The sequence below is a fragment of the Alistipes ihumii AP11 genome (genome assembly GCF_025144665.1).
GTDB lineage: Bacteria > Bacteroidota > Bacteroidia > Bacteroidales > Rikenellaceae > Alistipes_A > Alistipes_A ihumii.
Window position 1 is genome coordinate 2,449,651 of record NZ_CP102294.1, and the last position, 17,671, is coordinate 2,467,321.

Annotated in this window: 10 protein-coding genes; 5 read left to right on the forward strand and 5 right to left on the reverse strand. The window is 61.7% G+C overall.

Annotation, left to right across the window (positions count from 1 at the left end; translation table 11 throughout):
* Positions 1-110: 110 nt before the first annotated feature.
* Both kdsA and NQ491_RS09865 read right to left on the reverse strand, forming a co-directional pair.
* Positions 111-944 (reverse strand): 3-deoxy-8-phosphooctulonate synthase, encoded by an 834-nt coding sequence (gene kdsA / locus NQ491_RS09860; protein WP_019245729.1) that lies wholly within the window; start codon positions 942-944, stop codon positions 111-113.
* A gap of 424 nt (positions 945-1,368) precedes the next feature.
* Positions 1,369-2,643: a replication-associated recombination protein A gene (locus NQ491_RS09865; protein WP_019245727.1), complete on the reverse strand. Its 1,275-nt coding sequence runs from the start codon at positions 2,641-2,643 to the stop codon at positions 1,369-1,371.
* Between the two features lie 64 nt (positions 2,644-2,707).
* On the opposite strand from NQ491_RS09865, the gene NQ491_RS09870 reads away from it, so the two are divergent.
* The 3 genes from NQ491_RS09870 to NQ491_RS09880 all read left to right on the forward strand — a co-directional run bounded on the left by NQ491_RS09870 (position 2,708) and on the right by NQ491_RS09880 (position 7,567).
* Positions 2,708-3,211: a metallophosphoesterase family protein gene (locus NQ491_RS09870; RefSeq protein ID WP_019245726.1), complete on the forward strand. Its 504-nt coding sequence runs from the start codon at positions 2,708-2,710 to the stop codon at positions 3,209-3,211.
* Between the two features lie 55 nt (positions 3,212-3,266).
* Positions 3,267-5,819: an ATP-dependent Clp protease ATP-binding subunit gene (locus NQ491_RS09875; RefSeq protein ID WP_019245725.1), complete on the forward strand. Its 2,553-nt coding sequence runs from the start codon at positions 3,267-3,269 to the stop codon at positions 5,817-5,819.
* A 377-nt stretch (positions 5,820-6,196) separates the two neighbouring features.
* Positions 6,197-7,567 carry an MATE family efflux transporter gene (locus tag NQ491_RS09880; RefSeq protein ID WP_019245724.1) on the forward strand — a complete coding sequence of 457 codons (1,371 nt, stop codon included), beginning with the start codon at positions 6,197-6,199 and terminating at the stop codon, positions 7,565-7,567.
* A 389-nt stretch (positions 7,568-7,956) separates the two neighbouring features.
* Here NQ491_RS09880 and NQ491_RS09885 read toward each other — a convergent pair whose 3' ends face one another.
* From NQ491_RS09885 to rpsA, 3 genes are all read right to left on the reverse strand, one after another.
* Positions 7,957-8,952: a carboxylesterase family protein gene (locus tag NQ491_RS09885; RefSeq protein WP_019245723.1), complete on the reverse strand. Its 996-nt coding sequence runs from the start codon at positions 8,950-8,952 to the stop codon at positions 7,957-7,959.
* Positions 8,953-9,609: 657 nt separating this feature from the next.
* Positions 9,610-10,572 carry a ribonuclease Z gene (locus NQ491_RS09890; RefSeq protein WP_051012984.1) on the reverse strand — a complete coding sequence of 321 codons (963 nt, stop codon included), beginning with the start codon at positions 10,570-10,572 and terminating at the stop codon, positions 9,610-9,612.
* A gap of 13 nt (positions 10,573-10,585) precedes the next feature.
* Entirely contained in the window at positions 10,586-12,430 is a 1,845-nt protein-coding gene (gene rpsA / locus NQ491_RS09895) for a 30S ribosomal protein S1 (RefSeq protein WP_019245721.1), read from the reverse strand.
* Positions 12,431-12,756: 326 nt separating this feature from the next.
* Here rpsA and NQ491_RS09900 point away from each other — a divergent pair, with 326 nt between their 5' ends.
* Positions 12,757-14,433, forward strand: coding sequence for a nucleoside kinase (locus NQ491_RS09900; RefSeq protein ID WP_026089615.1), 1,677 nt, complete (start codon positions 12,757-12,759; stop codon positions 14,431-14,433).
* 111 nt (positions 14,434-14,544) lie between these two features.
* Positions 14,545-17,403 carry an aminomethyl-transferring glycine dehydrogenase gene (gene gcvP, locus NQ491_RS09905; protein WP_019245719.1) on the forward strand — a complete coding sequence of 953 codons (2,859 nt, stop codon included), beginning with the start codon at positions 14,545-14,547 and terminating at the stop codon, positions 17,401-17,403.
* Positions 17,404-17,671: the final 268 nt, after the last annotated feature.

Sequence of the window (17,671 nt, forward strand, 5' to 3'; positions counted from 1 at the left end):
TGTTCCGGAGTGCTTCGTATCGTCGGCCGGCCCGCCGTCCGTCCGTATGAAAAGGCGAAGGCGGGCGTTTCTCGCGGAACGGAGGTTTGCTGGCCGACGCCTTTCGGGCGCTATAGCTCGTTGATCGTCGTCCGGATGCGGCACAGCCGTTCGAGAAGTCCCTCGAGCCGTTCGAGCGCGAGCATATTCGCTCCGTCGCTTTTGGCGACCGACGGATCGGGATGCGTCTCGATGAAAATCCCGTCGGCCCCCGCCGCAATCGACGCGCGGCCGATCGTTTCGATCATCGCAGGCTGGCCTCCGGTGACTCCGCTGCCCTGATTGGGCTGCTGAAGCGAGTGCGTAATGTCCATGACGACCGGATAGCCCAGCGTCTGCATCGAGGGAATGCTGCGCATGTCCACGATCAGATCGTGATAACCGAACATTGTGCCCCGGTCCGTAAGCAGGATATTCGGGTTGCCCGCGTCGCGTACTTTGCCGGCTGCGAAAGCCATCGCTTCGGGCGAGAGGAACTGCCCTTTCTTGATGTTGACCGCCTTGCCGGTCTTGGCCGCCGCTACGAGCAGATCGGTCTGGCGGCACAGGAAGGCGGGTATCTGGAGCACGTCGACGTATTCGGCGGCCATGGCGGCCTCTTCCGGATTGTGGATGTCGGTCACTACCGGTACGCCGAATTCTTTTCGGATCGCGCCCAGCATGCGCAGCGCCTCCAGATCGCCGATGCCGCTGAACGAGTCGATCCGCGAGCGGTTGGCCTTGCGGTACGACGCTTTGAATATATAAGGTATCCGCAACCGCTCGGTGATCCGGCAGGCCGTTTCGGCCACTTGCCGGAGCATCGTCTCGTTCTCGACGACGCACGGGCCGGCCATCAGCAGGAACATCCCGCTGTCGAGATGCCGCAGGTTGGGAATATGGCTCAGAATTTCTCGGGTATTCATGGCTCGGAAAGTTTTTTGACCGAGTAAAAGTAGCTATTTCCTTCCGATTTGGCAAATGTTGTCCGAGGGCCGGTTTCCCCTCGCGCGGGCGGCCGTGCCGCAGGCATGGCGCGGGCTCCGTGTTCCGGTACTGTCGCTTTTGTTCCTGCCGGGAGACGGCGTGCCGGGGGCGGTTCCGTCCGGGGAAGGCTGTGTCCGGCTCGTTTTCAGGAGTGGTCCCGACTGCGCGGCCGGAAACGAGTCGGCGGACGTTCGCGGCATCGCGCGAGCAAGACCGTTTCCCCGGCCGGAATACGCATGGCCGGTCCGAACGGGTTGCCCCCGCCGTGCGGAAATCGCGAAGTCGCTTTCCTTGCGATCCGGCGTCACGGCCGGTTGTCGCGCGCAGGCTTCTGCCCGCAGGTTCGGAAAGCTGTTTTTGTAATCAGTATTTTCCTTTCCACAACGTGCGGATCCGCTCGGCGATCTGCCGCTCTTTGGGATTGTCGTCCGGCGTGTAGAAGCGGCGGCCTTCCAATCCTTCGGGCATGAACTCCTGCTCGGCGAAGTGACCCTCGAAATCATGCGCATACCGGTAATTTTCGCCGTAGCCCAGCTCTTTCATCAGCGATGTGGGCGCATTGCGGATATGCAGCGGGACCGGGCGGTTCGTCGTGTCGCGCCGGACCTGAGCCAGAGCCGCGTCGATCGCCATGTAGGCCGAGTTGCTCTTGGGGCTCGTGGCCAGGTAGATCGTCGTTTCGGCCAGCGTGATGCGAGCTTCGGGCATGCCGATCTTGTGCACCGTGTCGAAGCAGGCGTTGGCGAGCAACAGCCCGTTCGGGTTGGCCAGCCCGATGTCTTCCGAGGCGAGGATTACGAGCCGCCGCGCGATGAACTTCGGGTCCTCGCCTCCGGCGAGCATGCGGGCCAGATAATAGATCGCCGCGTTCGGATCGCTGCCGCGCACCGACTTGATGAAGGCCGAGATCACGTCGTAATGCTGCTCGCCGTTCTTGTCGTACAGGGCGATGTTCTGTTGCAGGCATTCGGTGATGCTACGGTCGCTGATGACGATCTCGCCTTCGGTGGCGTTGCTGAGAATGTCGATGATGTTCAGTAGTTTGCGCGCGTCCCCGCCGCTGAAGCGAAACAGGGCGGCCGTTTGCTCGACCCGGACCTTGCGCTCCTGCAGGACCGTGTCGGTCGCTATGGCCCGGTCCAGAAGCTTTTGCAGGTCGCTCTCCTCCATCGCCTTGAGCACGTAGACCTGACAGCGCGACAGCAGCGGCGAGATCACCTCGAACGACGGGTTCTCGGTCGTCGCGCCGACGAGCGTGACGATCCCCTGCTCGACGGCTCCGAGCAGCGAGTCCTGCTGCGACTTGTTGAAACGGTGGATCTCGTCGATGAACAGGAACGGGGCCGGCGTGTTGAAGAAGCGGTTCTTGCGGGCCTGCTCGATCACTTCGCGCACGTCCTTGACGCCGGCGTTGATCGCCGAGAGCGTGAACATTTTCCGGTCGAGCGCGGTCGCCACGAGCCGCGCGAGCGTCGTCTTGCCGACGCCCGGAGGGCCCCACAGAATGAACGAAGGAACGTTGCCCGTCTCCAGAAAGCGTCGGAAAACGCCGTCCGGACCGACCAGATGCTCCTGACCGATGTATTCGTCCAGCGTCCGGGGACGCAGGCGTTCCGCGAGCGGGATGTTGGTTTGCATGCGAAAAAGAATTACCTTTACAAAGATAATCGATTTATCGCAGAATGCGGAAGGGAGATCGGCTTTGAAACGAATCGGAATACTTTCGGATACGCACGGCACGTTCGACGCGCCGTTGCGCGACTTTTTCGCCGATGTCGACGAGTTGTGGCATGCCGGCGACTTCGGAGGAATCGAAACGGCCGACGCGATCGCGGCCTTCAAGCCGCTGCGTGGCGTTTGCGGCAATATCGACGGGGGAGCGGTGCGTCTGGCTTATCCGCGCTGGCAGCTTTTCGACTGCGAGGAGGTGCGCGTGGCGATGACTCACATCGGAGGATATCCCGGCCGCTACGAGCGGGGCGTCGAGGCGCAGCTGCGCCTGCGCCGGCCGAAGATATTCGTCAGCGGACATTCGCATATTTTGAAGGTGATTTACGACCGGCGCAACGACTGGCTTCACATCAATCCGGGCGCTGCGGGGCTGAGTGGCTTTCACCAGGTTAGGACGGCCGTGCGTCTGACGATCGACGGAGCGGATATCCGCGATCTGGAAGTCGGCGAGTGGCCCCGGCGGCTGAAACTATAATAAAGCGTCTTCGCGCGGCGTTATCTTTCCAGAAAAATCAAATGAGGAAAACGCCATGCAAATTAAGCAAACGAAGAAACTGGAGTCGGTCCTTCTGGGAGGATGCTATGAGGCGCGTCGCCGCAGCAGTTCGGAAGTGACGACGGATCACCTCTTTCTCGCGATACTTAAGCAGGAGGAAAGCCATGCCTCCCATGTGCTGCGGAAACTGCTCAAAAACTGGGAGATCGATCAGATCAAGACGCGCCTCGAGCGCGAGCTCGGACCTGTCGTCGCGCAAGACGGCCAGAGGCAGGCTCTCCGGCAGACGATCGCCATCAACGGCGAGTCGATGCTGCGCCAAATCATTTCCGATGCGGGCAAGGGTTGCGTCGTGGAGCATATGCTCAACACGGGACATCTGCTGAGGGCGATTCTCGACGACCGCGGCTCGATCAGCTCGCGGATACTGGCCTTGTACAACGTGACCGGCGAGACGGCGGCTCCTTTCCTGAAGGACCTGCCTCCCAACGAGGACTACTATGAGAACATGCGCTTTCTGTCGCTGCTGGGCGACGACGAGGGCGAGCACCCCGAGCGGCTCTTCTCCGGCGTGATGCGTATCGGCGCTCCGGCCGGCGACAAGACCAAGGATAGCATGCTCGACCAGTTCGGTGTCGATCTGACGCGCAGTGCCGCTGAGGGCAAGCTCGACCCGGTGATCGGCCGCGAGGCCGAGATCGAGCGGGTGATCCAGATTCTGGGCCGCCGCAAAAAGAACAACCCGGTACTGATCGGCGAGGCGGGCGTCGGCAAGTCGGCCATCGTCGAGGGGCTGGCGCTGCGCATCGTTCAGAAGAGCGTGCCCCACGTGCTGCTTCACAAGCGGATTTTTTCGCTCGACGTGTCGTCGCTGGTGGCCGGAACGAAATACCGCGGACAGTTCGAGGAGCGTATCAACGCGCTGCTCAAGGAGCTCTCGGGCAGCGACGTGATCCTGTTCATCGACGAGATTCATACGATCGTCGGGGCCGGAAGCACGCAGGGATCGCTCGATACGGCCAATATACTGAAGCCCGCCCTGGCGCGAGGCGAGTTGCAGTGCATCGGCGCGACGACAATGAACGAGTACCGTGAGAACATCGAGACCGACAGCGCGCTGGAGCGCCGTTTTCAGAAGATCGTCGTCGAGCAGCCGTCGGCCGAGCAGACGCTGCATATGCTGCACAACATCCGCAGCCAGTACGAGTCGCACCATTGCGTCCGCTATACGGACGAGGCGCTCTCGGCCTGCGTCGGCCTGACCCGCCGCTATGTGACCGACCGGTTCTTTCCCGACAAGGCCATCGACGTGATGGACGAGGCCGGAAGCCGGGCCCGAGCGTTCGACGCTCAGGTCCCCGAGTCGCTGAAGCTCCTCGAGCAGGAGATCGAGCAGGCGGCCGGGGAGAAGAACCGGGCGATCAAGATGCAGAACTACGAGCTGGCGGCCACGCTCCGCAACCGCGAGGGGGCCTTGCGGCTGAGGCTGCAGGAGGTCGAGAAGCAGTGGCGGGAAAATATGGCCCGCAGTCCGATCGAGGTCGGCGAGACGGCTATCCGCGAGGTGATCGCCTCGATGACCGGTATCCCGCTGTCCCGCATTTCCGGCGACGAGCAGGCCCGCCTGCTCGACATGGAGAGGCATTTGGGCGACGTCGTGATCGGGCAGGACGAGGCCGTGCGCAAGGTGACCCGCGCGATCCGCCGCAGCCGGGCCGGACTCAAGGATGCCAACCGCCCGATCGGGGTGTTCATGTTCGTCGGTCCGACCGGCGTCGGCAAGACCCATGTGGCTAAGGAGCTGGCCAAGTATCTGTTCGATACCGAGGAGGCGCTGGTGCGCGTCGATATGAGCGAATATTCCGAGAAGCACAACGTGAGCCGGCTGATCGGCTCGCCTCCGGGCTATGTCGGCTACGGCGAGGGAGGCCAGCTGACCGAGAAAGTTCGCCGTCGTCCCTATTGCGTGCTACTGTTCGACGAGATCGAGAAGGCGCATCCCGACGTATTCAACCTGATGCTACAGATTTTCGACGAGGGTCAGCTGACCGACGGCCTCGGCCGCCGGGTGGACTTCCGCAATACGATCATTATCATGACGTCAAACGTCGGCTCTCGCGAGGCTACTCAGCGCGCCCAGAGCGTCGGATACAACACGGCCTCGAAACCGGCCATGCAGACGCTCAACCGCGAGGCGGCCTATCGCAAGAATCTGGAGCGAAGCTTCGCTCCAGAGTTCATCAACCGTATCGACGACATCGTGACCTTCGGGACGCTTTCCGATGCGGACGTGCTGCGCATCGTCGAGCTGGAGCTGGGGCTTTTGAGCCGCCGCGTGAGCGAGCTGGGCTACTCCCTCGACGCGAGCGACGAGGCCAAGCGCCTGCTTGTGAAGCTGGGCTACGAGCCCGCCTACGGCGTCCGCTCGCTGCGCCGGACGATTCTCGACCGCGTCGAGGAGCCTTTGTCGGAACTGATTGTTGCGGGCGCCGTGCATGCGGGCGACCGGGTTACGGTTTGCACGGACGGGGACCGGATCGAGCTGTCCGTCGCGCCGGCCGACTCGCCTACTCATCTCGCCTCGTAGTCGGCGGTTATTCGTTTTCGCTTCGGCGGCCCGTGAAAGGGCCGCCGAAGCTTTTTTCGCGGGTCTGTCGCAGAAGGGCGGCGACCGCCGGTTCGCCCGGTCCCGTCTCGCACGTCGTGCCGGACTCGGCTCCCGGTCGTTTCCCCCGGTAGGGAAACCGTATCCGTTTGGTTTTCGGCTCAGTCCGGGCCTTGCGGTTCCTGCTTGCCCGTCATCGCTGTCCGGAGCGGGGCTAAGGACGAGGGAGCGTTTCGTTCCGGCGGAGGTCCTGACTCCGGCATGCCACCTGCCGATTTTCTTCGTATTTCTGTCCGACGGTCGGTTCGGCGTCTCGGGAATTTGCGGCACAACGGGATTCGGGTTATCTTTGCGCTTCTATGGAACGTTTCGCTTGGAAAGGAAAACTCCGGAATTGGTTGCCGCAATACCGGGAGAACCTGACGCTGGCCGCGCCGGTGATGCTGTCGCAGGTCGGGCAGGTCGTCGTGCAGCTGGCCGACAACGCGATGGTCGGCCGGTTGGGCGCGCTGCCGCTGGCCGGCGTGTCGTTCGGCGGAGCCGTGTTCGTCATCTTCATGTTCTGGGGCATGGGCGTTTCGCTGGGGCTGACGCCGTTGGTCGGCGAGGCGTACGCCAAGCGCGATCTGCGCGGCGCGGCCGCTCTGTTTCAGAATTCGCTCGTGCTGTATGCCGCGACCGGAATCGTCTTGCTGGCGCTGCTGCTGGGGCTGGAGGCTCTGATGGACCGGATGGGGCAGGCGCCCGAGGTCGTCGCTCAGGCGAGGCCCTATTTCCGTTATCTGTCGTGGTCGATCGTGCCGTTCATGATGTACTGTGCTTTCAAGCAGTTTCTGGAAGGCGTGGGCAATACGAGTGCGGCGATGGTAGTCATGCTGACTTCTAACGCGATCAACATAGGGTTCAACTATCTGCTGATCTACGGCAAGTGCGGGTTCCCCGAAATGGGCGCGGCGGGCGCCGGTCTGGCGACGCTGATCTCGCGGATCTGCATGCCGCTGATGATGCTGGCCTATTTTCTGCGCGACGTCTCGTTCCGGCGTTACCTGCGTTTTTTCACCTGGGCGGCGCAGGGCTGGAGGCGGACCCGGCAACTGCTGTCGGTGGGTCTGCCCATATCGGTGCAGATGGTGCTCGAGGTGTCGGCCTTCGCGCTGTCGTCGATCATGATGGGATGGATCGGAGCGGTCGAGCTGGCCGCGCACCAGATCGTCGTTACGTTCGGCAATTTCGCCTTTATGGCGATGGTGGGCATATCCTCCGCGACGACGATTCTGGTCAGTCACCGTTTCGGCCGCGGCGATCTGGACGGTCTGACCCGCGCCGCGACCGCTTCGTGCCATCTGGCGCTGATGACCAATTTCCTCACGATGTGCTGCTTTATCGGGCTGCGACACTGGATTCCGCTGCTTTTCACCTCCGACACGGCCGTCGCGGCGGTTGCCGCGCAGCTTTTCATCATGGCCGGGCTCTATCAGTTCTCGGACGGTTTGCAAGTCGTGCTGCTCGGCGTGCTGCGGGGGATGCAGGATGTGAAAATCGTGATGCGGTACGCTTTCGTGTCGTACATCGTCATCAATCTGCCGGTCGGCTATCTCTGCGCGTTCACGCTCGGCATGGGGGCTCCGGGGCTGTGGGTCGGGTTTATCTTCGGTCTCGGCGTGGCCGCGCTTCTCTACTGGCGGCGCTATCGCCGGCTGATCCGCCGGATACGGGCCGAGGTCGGATAGACCGTGTTTTTTCGTTGCGCGACTCGGCGGAGCGGTCGGTCGGGTTCGTTTCAGAGGCGATTCCGGCGGAAAATTGTAGTCCGGCTGCGCTTTCCTGCCGTTTCTGCCGGGGCGGACGGTCCGGGTCGTCCGCGCGCCATCGGTCTCGGCGGGGGGTTATCTTCGGACCGTGTCGCACCGGTTTGCGTAGACGACGTTCTTTAGCGGTCTCCTATACCGGGAGTTGTTCGGCCGGGCTGCCGGCGACAGGGGCGGAGCCGATTCCCGGTTTTGAGCGAACTGCGATCCCGATACGTTTTCGTTACGCTCCATGCGGGACGCACGTCCATGCAATCCGTGCGGCGGACGCGAATCCGCTGTTTTTCGTCCGGAGACGGAGCGGATTCGGCCTATGTTCCCGAGTTGGCCCGGATGAAGTCCGAGAGCGTGATCTTTTTCCGTGTGGCCGGAGTTCCGATCCGCTCGACTTGCGTCTCGATCATCAATGGCTCCCGTCCGAGCACCAGCCGGTCGAGAAAAATGCCGATTTCGGCACGGTTCCGGTCCATCGGCCGTACGGCCATCTCGTGAGCCGCGCTGCTGACCGAATAGAAATAGAACGGCGTGTTCATCCGGCGGAATTGCCTGCTCAGATAGAACGATCCGTAAAGGGCCGCGCCGCCCGTGCCGATGCTGTCGTAAGGAACGTTACAGTCCGCATCGCCGTGAAATAGCTGGATCGGGGCGGGTTTTTCCCGCCAGACCGGACCGGAGGAGCTTTTCTCCAAAACGGCTCCTGCGAAGGCGATGATGCCTGCATAGCGGAAGCCTTCGGGCAGGCGGCGGCTCAGCGCCGAGCCCGTGCATCGTTCGTATTCGCCCTGCAGGACCGTAATCGCCCCGGCGCTCGATCCGCTGGCTACGACGGCCGAGGGGTCGAGGCCCCATGCCCGGGCCTGTCCGACGATGAAGGACGTGGCGTCGTACAGATCCTCGACGGCCATATCGACCGCTGCGAAGAACCGTTCGGCGAGCGCTTCGGGCGTATCGGCCGGGTCGGGGCGGCTTCCGGCCGTCTCGCGCAGTCCGAGCCGATAGTCGATCGATATGACGGCATACCCCTTGCGTGCGAAATATTCGAAATAGGGAACATAGGCCGGATTGTCGCGCTCGCCGCCGACGAACCCGCCTCCGAAAGCGAATATCAGACAGGGCGCGTTCGTTTCCCGGGACGCTTCGGCCACATAGCGGTCCATGTAGAGGCTGTCCGTTCCCTTGACGGCATAGAGCCAGGTCGTCTTGTCGACTCCGGTCTCTCGGGCCTGAGCCGTCAGGACGACCGGTATCATCGACGCAATCAATGCCATGGCGCCGATCGTCCGTCCGTTTTTCTTGCTTCGATTCATCTTCCGTATAGTTTTGTGTTTCCGGTTGTATGTTTTCCGTACCGGCTCTCGGGTTCTCCTTGTTTCCTGCCTCCCGATATGAAGCTTCCTGCGGCCGAGGGAATTTGGAATAAGGGTCTGACCCGATGCGTGTCCTGTGATTGCCGTCCGCGGCCGGCGGATATGAAAAACTCCGGTTGCGACCGCGTTTGGGATATTGAAATATATAATTCCTCCATGTTTACCGAGCCCCATATCCGGTATGACGGATTACCGCCCAAAAACGATGCCGGCGTTCGGTATGCTGAGCGGTTTTTCCGTTTTCGCGCCGCTCGCATGCCGGTGAGAATGCGTGTCGGCCGAAAGGCCGATGGCACGCACCCCGCAGTTTCCTACTCTCCGGGGGCGTGCCGTTCCCTTCCGCTTCCTTACTCTGTTCCGTTGCCCTTCGCGCTCGTCCGCTCCGTCCGGGCTGTGGCGACAAGGCGATGAGGCTCTCGTTTGCGACCGAATCCTGCCCGGTATCGCGCTATTCGGACCGGGAGCCTTCCCTTCGAAAGGGGAAGGCGGATTCGCTCGTGCCTGACGACGGGCCCGTTTCGGTTCCGTCCGCCCGTCGGTCGCAAAGTCCGGATCGTCCTGCCGGTCGGAGGTATTCGGGTATAGAAGACCGACGTCTTACTCGGCCGAGTCTTGCGCCGCTTGTTCCTGCGCGCCGTACATGACGGGCCGGATGTCGTAACTCTCTCCTTCGACGACGGCCTCGGTCGCAGGGAAAATATTCCTCGCCTCGTTTACGAGCACTTCGACGTCCGGATAGCGGGACGAGAAATGGCCGATCAGCAGCTTTCCTGCGCCGGCCTTCAGCGCGGCCTTCGCGGCTTGGGCGGCGGTCGAGTGTCCTGTTTTCCGGGCCATGGCCTTGTCCGGGTCGGCGAATGTCGCCTCGTGGTACAGCAGGTCGACTCCTCGGACGAGCTCCGCTGCCCGGGGCGAGTAGAGCGTGTCGCTCAGGTAGGCGTAGCTCCGGCGCCGGTATGGAACGTAGGTCAGTTCGGCGTTCGGGACGACTGTCCCGTCGTCCAGTAGTACGTCCTCGCCCCGCTTGGCGGCCCGGCATTGGGCGATTCCCAGACCGTAGAGCCCGACGGCTTCCTTGCGGATGTTCAGGGGCGGGGTCTTTTCGCGGAACAGGAATCCGGCCGCCGGCACGCGGTGACGCAGCGGGATCGACCATACCTCCAGCGTTTTGTTTTCGTACAGCAGTCGGTGCGCCCGGGTGTCGATTTCTTCCCACTGTACTTCATAAGGCAGCTTCGAGTCGAAAAAGCTCAGGTGCGAGGCCAGAATCCGGTCGAACGGGCGCGGCGCGAAAATTTTCAGCGGCGTGCGCCGGCCGAGCAGACCGAGCGTCGACATCAGACCGAAAAGTCCGTAGACATGGTCGCCGTGCAGATGCGTTAGGAAGACGACGCCGAGCCGCAGCGGACTGATGCCGCAGCGAAGCAGCCGCGTCTGCGTTCCCTCGCCGCAATCGATCAAAAAAAACTGCTCATGCACGTTCAGTGCATGAGCAGAGGGATTGCGTTTGAGGGTCGGCATAGCCGAGCTGCTGCCCAGTACGGTGACCCGAAACGTCATGACAGAAGCAGAATTACTCGGCTTTGGCTTCCTCGGCCGCTTTCGGAGCCTTGGCCTGTTCGGCGCTCTCCATCTTGGCCTTCAGCTCGGCCAGCGAAGAGATGTCGCCGAGGGTCGTCTTTTCGACCGAAGCGTTGATCTTCTTCACCGAGTCCTTGGCTGCGTCGTCTGCCTTGCGGCGCTCGGCGCGTTCGGCCTGAGCCTCCTGACGCCTCGTGTCGTCGAACGTACGGGTGTGCGAAACGAGGATGCGCTTGGTGGCTTTCGAGAACTCGATCACCTTGAAGTCGAGCGTTTCGCCCGCCTTAGCCGTCGTGCCGTCCTCCTTGACCAGTTGTTTGGCCGGGGCGAAGCCTTCGACATTGTCGCCCAGCGAGATGATCGCGCCCTTGTCGGTCAGTTCCGACACGGTGCCCTTGTGTACGCTGTCGACGGCGAACTGCTGTTCGAACGCGTTCCACGGGTTGTCCTCGAGTTGCTTGTGGCCGAGGCTCAGGCGGCGGTTGTCCTTATCGATTTCCAGTACGACCACGTCGATGTCGGCTCCGATCTGCGTGAACTCGGCCGGATGCTTGATCTTCTTGGTCCAGCTCAGGTCCGAAATGTGGATCAGGCCGTCGATGCCCTCCTCGATTTCGACGAATACGCCGAAGTTCGTGAAGTTACGCACTTTCGCCGTATGGCGCGAGCCGACGGCATAGCGCTGCTCGATGTCGGCCCAAGGATCGGGCGTGAGCTGCTTGATGCCGAGCGACATCTTGCGGTCCTCGCGGTCGAGCGTCAGGATGACCGCTTCCACCTCGTCGCCGACTTTCATGAACTCCTGAGCCGAACGCAAATGCTGGCTCCACGACATTTCCGAGACATGGATCAGACCCTCGACGCCCGGTGCGATCTCGATGAACGCGCCGTAGTCGGCCATCACGACGACGCGGCCCTTGACCTTGTCGCCTACCTTCAGGTTCGGGTCGAGCGCATCCCACGGGTGCGGGGAGAGCTGCTTCAGACCCAGCGCGATACGTTTTTTCGCATCGTCGAAGTCGAGGATCACGACGTTCAGCTTTTCGTCCAGATGAACGATTTCCTCGGGATGGTTCACGCGGCCCCAACTCAGGTCGGTGATATGGATCAGGCCGTCCACGCCGCCCAGATCGATGAACACGCCGTAGGAGGTGATGTTCTTGACGGTACCCTCGAGAATCTGGCCCTTTTCGAGCTTCGACATGATCTCCTTCTTCTGCGCCTCGAGCTCGGCCTCGATCAGCGCCTTGTGCGACACGACGACGTTGCGGAACTCCTGATTGATCTTCACGACCTTGAACTCCATCGTCTTGTCGACATAGATGTCGTAGTCGCGGATCGGCTTCACGTCGATCTGCGAGCCGGGCAGGAATGCCTCGATGCCGAACACGTCGACGATCATGCCGCCCTTGGTGCGGCACTTGATGTAGCCTTTGATTACCTCGTCCTTCTCGAGCGCCTCGTTCACACGATCCCACGAGCGGAGCTGGCGGGCTTTCTTGTGCGAGAGCACGAGCTGCCCCTTCTTGTCCTCGGCGCTTTCGACGTATACTTCGACCTTCTCGCCTACGGCCAGTTCGGGGTTATATCTGAATTCGCTGATCGGAATGATGCCTTCCGACTTGTAGCCGATGTTGACCACTACTTCGCGCTTGGTGAGCCCAATCACGGTTCCCTCGACCACTTCGCCGACCTGAACGTTCGACAGCGTCTGGTCGTACTTGGCTGCGATTTCCTCCTTCGATTCGCCGTACAGGTTCGAATCGTGCTCGTAGGCTTCCCAGTCGAACGTGTCGAGGTTGACGGGAGCGGCCGCCACCGGCTCGGCGGCTTTCATTTCCGGTTGGTTTTCGTTGTTTGTCGTCATGTTGTTTGTTTTGGCAATTAATGCGTTAGACATTATTTATAGTGCTTGTCCGGTTTCTCGGTCCCGAACTTCCTCGAAGAGCGGCCGGGGCGAGAGGCCCGAAAAAGCGTTGCAAAGGTAATAAATAATTCACATTTAACAACAAAGGCAAGCCGGTTTGCCTCCGCGTCGCGCTATTTTTTTGCGGTTTGCGCCGAAAAACGTATCTTTCATACGTTTTCGCCGCCGCTTCGCGTTTTACCGTCGAATCGCGGTCCGCGAGAATCGCCGAAATCAAACCGTCTGAAACCATGAATATGAACGATACCGTAAGAATCGTTTGCGAGAATACGGGCCGCAGCCTGTTCGTCAACCGGGGAACTTCGCTGTTGCAGATTGCCGAGATTCTGTCGCTCGGCGAGCGGGAGGACCGTCCGTTTCTGGCCGCCTATGTCAACAACCGGCTCAAGGAGCTCGACTTCGCCGTCTACTCGCCGGTGAGCATCCGCTACGTCGACATCACGCATTTCGAGGGAATGCGCGTTTATCAGCGCACGTTGTTCTTCGTACTGCAAAAGGCCGTCTACGACCTGTTTCCGGAGCGGAAACTGCATATCAAGCATTCGGTCGCCAAGGGATTCTATTGCGAGATCGAGGGTATGGAGGACCTCTCCGACGAGCAGATCGTCCGGATCAAGGAGCGCATGCGCGCGATCGTCGCTCAGGACTTGCCGATCGTGCGGCAGAAGGTCACCTCGGCCGAAGCCGAGGCGATGTACGAGGCGCTGGGGCTCGACGACAAGATCGCGCTGCTGCGGACCCGGCCGCACCTGTATGTGACCGTGTACGGCATGGCCGATCTGGTGGGCTACTTTTACGGCGCGCTGGCCGTTTCGACGGGATACGTTTCCCGCTTCGACCTGCATCCCTATTACAAAGGGTTCCGCATGGCTCTGCCGCAGCGAACCGATCCGACGAAGCTCGAGGAGCTGGTCCCGCAGGACAAGATGTTCGAGGTGTTCAGCGAGTACACGCGCTGGGTCGACGTGATCGGCGTGGCGAACATCGGCTCGCTGAACGCGCGGATTCTCGAGGGGGGCGGAAGCGACCTGATCCGGATCGCCGAAGCGTTGCATGAGAAGGCGCTGGGCAATCTGGCCGACCGGATTTACGAGAGACATCGGGACGGAGGAGCGCGCATCGTGCTGATTTCGGGCCCTTCGTCGAGCGGCAAGACGACGTTCGCCAAGCGGCTCGGCATCCAGCTCAGCATTCTGGGCATGCGTCCGGTGCTCGTCTCGCTCGACGACTATTTCGTGGACCGGGAGAAGACGCCTCTCGACGAGGACGGGGAGTACGACTACGAGGCGCTCGAAGCGATCGACGTCGGCCGGTTCAACGACGATCTGGCCGCCCTGCTCGCGGGCCGCGAGGTGGGGATGCCGCGCTATAACTTCATTACCGGCAAGAGCGAGCCGAATCACCGGACGCTGCGCATGGACGAGCGCTCGGTGCTTTTGATCGAGGGCATTCACGGCCTGAATCCGAGGCTGACGCCGCAAATCGACGCGGCGATGAAGTTCAAGGTCTACGTCTCGGCCCTGACCTCGATCGCAATGGACGACCTGAACCGGATCGCCACGACCGACAACCGGCTGATCCGGCGTATCGTGCGCGATCACCGTACGCGCGGCAACAGCGCGACCGCTACGCTGCGCCGCTGGGAGAGCGTCCGCCGGGGCGAGGACAAGCATATCTTCCCGAATCAGGAGCAGGCCGACGTGATGTTCAATTCGTCGCTTTTCTACGAGCTGGCCGTTCTGAAAGATTGCGTTTGGCCGCTGCTGCGCGAGGTCCCCGACACGGAGCCCGAGTTCGGCGAGGCGAGGCGCCTGCTGAAGTTTCTGGACCATTTCACCTCGCTCGACGGAAAAGAGATTCCGCCGACGTCCATTCTGCGCGAGTTCATAGGCGGCAGCAGCTTCGAATATTAGAGCGAAGTGTCGGATCGTAACTCGAAAGTTCCGGAATGAACGATTTTTTAAGTCGGAACGGTTGCGTTCGGATAAATTGTTTATTTTTGTGGCTTTAACATACAAAGCATTATGTCACAAGATCAATATGCCGGTCGCCACGTCGGTTCGGACGAAAGGGCGCTTTCGCAGATGCTGTCGGCCATCGGCGTCCGCTCGGTCGACGAACTGATCGGGCAGGTCGTACCCTCGACGATCCGGCTCAAGAAGCCGCTGGCCCTTCCGCGCGAAGGCATGAGCGAATGCGAGTTCGCCGCCCATATCCGCGAGATCGGCCGTAAGAACAAGCTTTACCGCAGCCTAATCGGTATGGGGTATTACGGCACGGCCTCGCCTGCGGTCATCCTGCGCAACGTGTTCGAGAACCCCGCCTGGTATACCTCCTATACGCCCTATCAGGCCGAAATCTCGCAGGGGCGTCTGGAAGCGCTGCTGAATTTCCAGACCGCCGTCGTCTCGATGACGGGCATGGAGGTGAGCAATTGCTCGCTGCTCGACGAGGCGACCGCTACGGCCGAGGCTATGGCGATGATGTTCGCGCTCCGTTCGCGCGAGGCGGTCCGCGAGGGACGCAACGTGCTGTTCGTCGATGAGAATATTTTCCCGCAGACGCTCGACGTGCTGCTGACCCGCAGCGAGCCTTTCGGCATCGAGATCGTCAGCGACCGCTTCGACTGCTACGAGTTCACGGGCAGCGAGTTCGGCGCGATCGTACAGTATCCGGCGGCCGACGGCGAGGTGCGCGACTACGACGATTTCGCTGCGGCGGCCCACAGTCGGGGCGTGCTGGTGACGGCCGTGGCCGACATGCTGAGCCTTGCGCTGCTGAAGGCGCCGGGCGAGTGGGGCGCCGACATCGTGACCGGTTCGACGCAGCGTTTCGGCATTCCGATGGGATTCGGCGGCCCTCATGCGGCCTATTTGGCCACGAAGGACGCTTTCAAGCGAAATATGCCCGGCCGGATCATCGGCGTTTCGGTCGATCGGCTCGGCAACAAAGCGCTGCGCATGGCGCTTCAGATGCGCGAGCAGCACATCAAGCGCGAGCGGGCCACGTCGAATATCTGTACGGCTCAGGCACTGCTGGCTACGATGGCCGGCTTCTTCGCCGTCTATCACGGAGCCGAGGGCATCCGTCGGATCGCCCTGCATGCCCACAGTCATGCCGTCGTCGTGGCCGATATGCTCGAAAAACTGGGCTACGAGCTGAAAACCAAAAACTTCTTCGATACGATCGAGGTGGCTGCCGATGCGGCGAAAGTGCGCGAGGCCGCGCTCGCCCGCCGGCTGAACTTCTTTTATCCCGACGAGGGCCGCGTGCGGCTGTCGTTCGACGAGCTTTCGACGCTTGCCGAGGCGAATGCCGTGATCGCCGCGTTCGCCGAGGCGGCGGGCAAGAAAGCTCCGGCGCTCAAGACGATCGGGGGGCAGGACCGTCTTCCGGTCGGGGTGCGCCGCTCGTCGGCCTATCTGACCGAGCCGGTATTCCGCAACTATCGCAGCGAGACCGAACTGATGCGCTACGTCAAGAAGCTCGAGCGGCGCGACATCTCGCTGGTCGACAGCATGATCTCGCTCGGCTCGTGCACGATGAAGCTGACGCCCGCCGTTGCGATGATGCCTTTGAGCCTGAGTGAGTTCGCTGATATTCACCCGTTCGTTCCGGCCGATCAGGCCGAGGGCTACCGCGAGCTGATCGACGCGCTGTCGAAGGACTTGGCGACGATCACGGGCATGGCGGCCGTGTCGTTGCAGCCCAATTCGGGCGCGTCGGGCGAATATACGGGCCTGATGGTGATCCGAGCCTATTACCAGAGTCGCGGGCAGGGCTATCGGAACGTCGCGCTGATACCTGCCTCGGCTCACGGCACGAATCCCGCCTCGGCCGCGATGGCCGGTATGCGGACGGTGACCGTGGCCTGCGACGAGCGCGGCAACATCGACGTCGACGACCTGAAAGCCAAAGCCACGCAATACGCCAGCGAGCTTTGCTGCATCATGGTTACCTATCCTTCGACGCACGGCGTGTTCGAGAGCCGCATCCGCGAGATCGTCGACATCGTGCACGACAACGGCGGACAGGTCTATATGGACGGTGCGAACATGAACGCTCAGGTCGGACTGACGAACCCGGGATACATAGGGGCCGACGTCTGCCACCTGAACCTGCATAAGACGTTCGCGATTCCGCACGGCGGCGGCGGTCCGGGCGTCGGGCCCATTTGCGTGGCGGCCCACTTGGCCGAGTTCCTGCCGGGGCATAGTCTGGCCGAGACGGGCGGACGCAGCGGCATTACGGCGGTAGCCGCCGCTCCGTTCGGCAGCGCGCTGGTTCTGCCGATCACCTACGGCTATATCAAGATGCTGGGCGAAAGCGGTTTGCGCCGCGCGACCGAGATGGCGATCGTGAATGCCAATTATCTGGCCGCAGCGCTGAAGGACGAATTCGGCATCGTATATACCGGAGAGACGGGGCGCGTCGGACACGAGATGATTCTCGACCTGCGCGATTTCCGCAAACTCTACGGCGTCGAGTGCGCCGATATTGCCCGCCGGCTGATGGACTACGGATTCCATGCCCCGACGCTGTCGTTTCCGGTCCACGAGACGCTGATGATCGAGCCGACCGAGAGCGAGAGCCTCGCCGAGCTCGACCGTTTCGTCGAGTCGCTCGTGGCGATCAAGCGCGAGTGCGAGCAGATACGCGACGGCGAAGCCGACGCCGAAGACAATCCGGTCAAGATGGCTCCCCATACGGCGCAGGAGGCTTGCGCCGATACATGGACTCACCCTTATGGCCGAGAGCGGGCCGTGTTCCCGTTACCGTGGATTCAGGCCAACAAGTTTTTCCCTTACGTGACGAAAATCGATGGCGGATACGGCGACCGCAATCTTTGCTGCACTTGCGGAACGCTGTACGGGGGCGAGTAGGCCGGGGCTCCCGGGGGCGGCCTTTCGCTTTCCGGAAGCGGGGTAGCCGGCAGGTTTGTTTGTTGGAGGGAATACCTTCTGGAATCGGTCGAGTAGAACGGTTTCGTAAAGGGTGTTGAAGTGGGGGTTCGGTTCGCTCGTGAGAAACCGTTTTCCCGGACCGGACCGTTTAGGAGAGGAGATCGGACCCATCGTTTCCATCTCCGGAAGGAGGGGGAATGAGCCGCGACAGCGGTCTCGGCCCGGTTTTAGGAGCTCTGTATACGGG

Coding starts and splice junctions, on each gene's coding strand:
- kdsA (WP_019245729.1), bottom strand. CDS start 944: ATGAATACCCGAGAAATTCTGAGCCATATTCCCAACCTGCGGCATCTC.
- NQ491_RS09865 (WP_019245727.1), bottom strand. CDS start 2,643: ATGCAAACCAACATCCCGCTCGCGGAACGCCTGCGTCCCCGGACGCTG.
- NQ491_RS09875 (WP_019245725.1), top strand. CDS start 3,267: ATGCAAATTAAGCAAACGAAGAAACTGGAGTCGGTCCTTCTGGGAGGA.
- NQ491_RS09880 (WP_019245724.1), top strand. CDS start 6,197: ATGGAACGTTTCGCTTGGAAAGGAAAACTCCGGAATTGGTTGCCGCAA.
- NQ491_RS09885 (WP_019245723.1), bottom strand. CDS start 8,952: ATGAATCGAAGCAAGAAAAACGGACGGACGATCGGCGCCATGGCATTG.
- NQ491_RS09890 (WP_051012984.1), bottom strand. CDS start 10,572: ATGACGTTTCGGGTCACCGTACTGGGCAGCAGCTCGGCTATGCCGACC.
- rpsA (WP_019245721.1), bottom strand. CDS start 12,430: ATGAAAGCCGCCGAGCCGGTGGCGGCCGCTCCCGTCAACCTCGACACG.
- NQ491_RS09900 (WP_026089615.1), top strand. CDS start 12,757: ATGAACGATACCGTAAGAATCGTTTGCGAGAATACGGGCCGCAGCCTG.
- gcvP (WP_019245719.1), top strand. CDS start 14,545: ATGTCACAAGATCAATATGCCGGTCGCCACGTCGGTTCGGACGAAAGG.